The organism is Nodosilinea sp. LEGE 07298, assembly GCF_015207265.1.
Taxonomy (GTDB): Bacteria; Cyanobacteriota; Cyanobacteriia; order Phormidesmidales; family Phormidesmidaceae; genus Nodosilinea.
Genome location: NZ_JADEXE010000448.1, coordinates 1 through 3,949, shown reverse-complemented (window position 1 = coordinate 3,949; position 3,949 = coordinate 1). Strand labels below are relative to the sequence as shown.

7 protein-coding genes are annotated in these 3,949 nt (G+C 54.7%); all 7 read right to left on the bottom strand.

The window, feature by feature from the left end:
* Positions 1–524: 524 nt before the first annotated feature.
* Entirely contained in the window at positions 525–1,058 is a 534-nt protein-coding gene (locus tag IQ273_RS31425) for a flavodoxin (RefSeq protein ID WP_194027016.1), read from the bottom strand.
* Between the two features lie 186 nt (positions 1,059–1,244).
* On the bottom strand, positions 1,245–1,499 hold the full coding sequence (locus tag IQ273_RS31420; RefSeq protein WP_194027015.1) for a ferrous iron transport protein A: 255 nt from the start codon (positions 1,497–1,499) through the stop codon (positions 1,245–1,247).
* A gap of 78 nt (positions 1,500–1,577) precedes the next feature.
* A complete protein-coding gene (locus tag IQ273_RS31415; protein ID WP_194027014.1) occupies positions 1,578–1,880 on the bottom strand; it encodes a 2Fe-2S iron-sulfur cluster-binding protein in 303 nt (100 codons plus the stop codon).
* A 106-nt stretch (positions 1,881–1,986) separates the two neighbouring features.
* On the bottom strand, positions 1,987–2,355 hold the full coding sequence (locus IQ273_RS31410; protein ID WP_194027013.1) for an iron-sulfur cluster assembly accessory protein: 369 nt from the start codon (positions 2,353–2,355) through the stop codon (positions 1,987–1,989).
* A gap of 175 nt (positions 2,356–2,530) precedes the next feature.
* Positions 2,531–3,325: a HesA/MoeB/ThiF family protein gene (locus IQ273_RS31405; protein ID WP_194027012.1), complete on the bottom strand. Its 795-nt coding sequence runs from the start codon at positions 3,323–3,325 to the stop codon at positions 2,531–2,533.
* Positions 3,326–3,382: 57 nt separating this feature from the next.
* Entirely contained in the window at positions 3,383–3,700 is a 318-nt protein-coding gene (nifW, locus tag IQ273_RS31400; protein ID WP_194027011.1) for a nitrogenase-stabilizing/protective protein NifW, read from the bottom strand.
* Positions 3,697–3,918, bottom strand: coding sequence for a CCE_0567 family metalloprotein (locus IQ273_RS31395; RefSeq protein WP_194027010.1), 222 nt, complete (start codon positions 3,916–3,918; stop codon positions 3,697–3,699). The genes nifW and IQ273_RS31395 overlap by 4 nt, the downstream gene beginning before the upstream one ends.
* Between the last annotated feature and the right edge of the window lie 31 nt (positions 3,919–3,949).

The following is a 3,949-nucleotide window of genomic DNA, read 5'->3' as shown; positions in this document are numbered from 1 at the left end:
GTAGTCCCACTGGTCGAACTCGTGGGATGCGTGAGCAAGACTGTGCAGCACATCGCTCAAAAACTGATGTAGGTAGTAGTGTTCCTGCAGCAAATTCCACGGTCGGAGCGTGGGTCGAGGCTGGCACTGGCCCTCGGCATCGACAAACCAGTCTTGGTGAAGCATATCGATCATGGTGGTCACCCAGAAGCTGGGATGTCGGGCAAATCGGGGCAATGAAGGGGCTTAGTCGCGATCGCTAGCTCAAGGGTATCACCTCCTGATGCCTATGAAGTGATGAATCGATGAAATGGTTAAGCAATGGTAGGGTGGCACTGCCCACCTTCTCCCCTGGCGAAAATGAGCAATGCTCTCTGAGGCGGTTGTCTCCTCCTGGGAGGGACAGATTTTGTAGGGTGGGCATTGCCCACTAAAACCCTTGTCACAGCTCCAAAGCCAGCACTTGCCTATGCTTTGAAGAGTGGCTATAGGTTTTGCAAGATAGGCAGAGACCAAGGTGGGCAATGCCCACCCTACGGGTTAGGCTATGAGGCGGCGATCGCAGGAAAGTCGGCCTTCAGCAGCTCCAGCCAGTTGGCAATGCGATCGTCGGTTTTTTCGCTCTCGTTCACCTCATCGAGGGGCAACCCGACAAATTTGCCGTCGCGCAGGGCGGTAGATTTTTCAAAGGAATAGTCGGCGGCAGAAACGGCTCCAACAACAGTGGCTCCCAGGGCCTTAAATTGGTCGTACATTAAGCCCAGGGCACCGACAAAATGCTTGCTGTGGCCTTCGCAATCGCCAGGGCCAAACAGGGCGATGGTTTTGCCCGAAAAGTCGGGCTTATCCATTTCCATATCAAACATGGGTTCGCGCCAGTCGTTTTGCAATTCGCCCGCGCCCCAGGTAGAGCAGCCCAAAATCAGGTAGTCGTACTTGAGCAGGTCGTCAACGTCGTCAAAATCGGCTTCCATACTATATACATCGCAGTTGTCTTCACCGATCGCCGCCTGAATTTTTTCAGCGATTTCTTCGGTGACTCCCGAAGTGCTGCCGTAGAAAAGTCCAATGTCTGCCATGGGTTTAGCTCCTAAGAAAGGGATGAGGTGTTAGGTTTTGGGTCGGATGTCAGGTGTTAGGTTTTGGGTGTTAGGGGAAACCTTTTTACTTGTTATTAGCTGTTGTAGTTGTAGGGTGGGCAGTGCCCACCATCAGGGAAACTGTTTTACAGAAATTGCCTTAGCTTCTAGAGTTTCTCGATTACCTCAGTCTGGGCCTGCTAGTCGCACGTAGATCGCACTGGCCAGCGACGGCGGCAGGGTTAAATGCTCATCTTCGGTACTGACCCTAAAATTAGGGTGGCGCTGGGTGACGGCAATTTCTTGCCCTTGATTGAGGCCCAGCGATTGGATCTGAGAAAGCGTCGATGGATCGCTGCGGGTAAAGCGGGAAATTGTGCCGCGATCGCCCACATTGAGCACCTGCAACGACGCTCCTGAAACCGTAAAACTGCTAAACATAGCGCCACTCCAAGGGAAAAGATTCAATCAACCGTAGGGTACATTCGCCAGCACCAAAGCGTTATGGCAAAAAACTAATCACACCAAATACGCTTCCATGTGGGTCTTAATCGTGCAGTCTGAGCGGGGATAGGCCACGCATAACAGCACAAAGCCTTTGTCAATCTGGTCGTCATCTAGAAATGATTGATCCGACTGATCAATTTCTCCTTCAACTAGCTTGCCAACACAGCTAGAGCACGCTCCAGATCGACAGGAGGAGGGCATATCCAGATCGTGTTCCTCCGCAGCATCCAGAATATAGGTGTCGTCATTTACTGGAATGGTGACATCAATATTGCGCTTTTTGTTGATTAAGTGAACTTGAAAGGTTGCGGTCATGGTAGGACTCCTGTTAAGAAGGGGGTTACGGTTTGCGGCGAACGGTTTGCGGTTTAGAAAATGCCTTGTACCGTAAACCTTGCACCGTTCACCGTATACCTTGCATTTACGAACAAGGCACTCCGGCCGGGCTGCAATCGCCCGCCGTTTGGAACGATTTTCCGCAGCCGCAGGTGTCGGTGGCGTTGGGGTTGGTGAACTTAAAACCGCTTTCCAGCAGACTGTCGATGTAGTCCACCACAATGCCTTCGAGCAGGGGGGCACTTTTGGGGTCGATGAAAACTTTGAGGTTTCCCGACTCCACAACTTCATCGTCGGGCTTGGGGGCATTGGCAATTTTGATGTCGTACTCGTAGCCGTTGCAGCCGCCGTCTTTCACCGCCAGGCGCACGCCCCGGCTAGGGGTGTGGTCGGGAATGCCGCGAATGAAAGTGCGCAAACGGAGTTCAGCGAGTTCGGTGATGGTGATAGTCATGGCGAGGGTAGGGGTGGATGAGTGGATGAGTGGATAAGTGGATGAGTGGATGGGTCTCGTAGGGTGGGCACTGCCCACCAAGGGCTACGCAGATTTAAGGCGGATCGCGCAGTTCCCCATAGGATGGGCACTGCCCACCACCATCTCAGGGGGGATGGCGAGGATGAATCATGGTTCACCTCTGGGCCAGGGCTAGGGGGAGGGTGCGATCGCCCTTGTCACCCACCTTCAACCCACCGCACACTGGGCAATCGGGGTCGTGGTAGGCGCGGCGTTTGGCAAACTCAGCTCGGGCCAAATCCATCGTCAAGAGCTGTCCCAGCAGCGGGTCGCCCAACCCAGTGATTACCTTGATGGCTTCTAGAGCCGCCAGGCAAGCCAGGGTGCCCGACACCGCTCCCAAGACCCCAAAGCCCCAGCGATCCCACTCGGGTTTTTCGGGAAACAGGCAGGTGAGGCAGGGGGTTTGCCCCGGTACGATGGTGGTGAGGTAAGCTTCCATGCTGTTCATAGCGGCCTCGATCATCGGCTTGCCCCAGCGCACGCAGGCTGCATTGAGCAGATCCCGCTCTTTGAAGTCAAAGGCACAGTCAAGGGCGAGGTCGGCCCGCTGCACTAGGGCGTCAATGTTGTCGGGGCTGACATACTCACAGACCGCCTCAATGTCGATATCGGGGTTAAGGGCCTGCAGGGTTTCCTGGGCTTTAAACACGCGGGGTTTGCCGACCCAGTCATCGGTCATCAGCACCTGCCGGTTGAGGTCATCTCGCTGCAGATCGCCCCCCCGCACCAAGATGAGTTTGCCGACGCCAGCAACCGCCAGGTAGAGGGCGGCTGTACCGCCCAGGCCACCGACCCCCGTGACCAGCGCCGTAGTGTTTTTGAGCTGGATCTGGCCCGTTTCACCTAAGCCGGGCAGTATGATTTGGCGACGGTAGCGATCGATTTCAGTAGGGGTTAGCTGAGCCACGGCATCCTCCGGGTTTGGTATGACTATCGCCTTTGGGCTCCTTTGGGGAGGAGAGACCTATTCCACCTCGATGTCAGAGAGCATGACGATGTTTTTGGGCTTGTCTTGAAACACTTTGAACAGCTTTTGCTCGACGGAGTTGGAGGTGACAAACAGGTCGTAGGCATTGTGCAGTTCTCGACTGTAGGCAGCCAGCACTTCGGCTTCACTCTGGTTTTTGTCAACGGTCTGCACGAGCTGAGAGAACTTGCGTAGAATGTGCAAACGGTTGATGTTGACGACCTGGGGGTCGTAGCTGAGACCAAAGAATTCAAAGTACTCTTCAGCATCTTTGAGCTGGTTGAACTGAGCTAGGGATAGGGGTGCAGTCGTCATTGGGCAGCCTCCAGAGTTTTGAGGTGTTGTTTGAGGTCACGGAGCTGGACATAGATGTCGTAGGTCTTAGCGGCAGCGGCGGGCAGTTGTTCTAGATCGTTGGGCAGGCCTTCGGCAATGTCGTGAAGGTCCATTTTGAGCTGCCCGGCTTTGCTGTTGAGCCGCTTGATCTGGGTTTTGAGGGTGTTGATGGTGATTGGGTCGGTGGTTGGGGGCATGGGGAAACGGTTTAGGGTTTAGGGTTCAGGG

Coding starts and splice junctions, on each gene's coding strand:
- IQ273_RS31425 (WP_194027016.1), bottom strand. CDS start 1,058: ATGGCAGACATTGGACTTTTCTACGGCAGCACTTCGGGAGTCACCGAA.
- IQ273_RS31420 (WP_194027015.1), bottom strand. CDS start 1,499: ATGTTTAGCAGTTTTACGGTTTCAGGAGCGTCGTTGCAGGTGCTCAAT.
- IQ273_RS31415 (WP_194027014.1), bottom strand. CDS start 1,880: ATGACCGCAACCTTTCAAGTTCACTTAATCAACAAAAAGCGCAATATT.
- IQ273_RS31410 (WP_194027013.1), bottom strand. CDS start 2,355: ATGACTATCACCATCACCGAACTCGCTGAACTCCGTTTGCGCACTTTC.
- nifW (WP_194027011.1), bottom strand. CDS start 3,700: ATGACGACTGCACCCCTATCCCTAGCTCAGTTCAACCAGCTCAAAGAT.
- IQ273_RS31395 (WP_194027010.1), bottom strand. CDS start 3,918: ATGCCCCCAACCACCGACCCAATCACCATCAACACCCTCAAAACCCAG.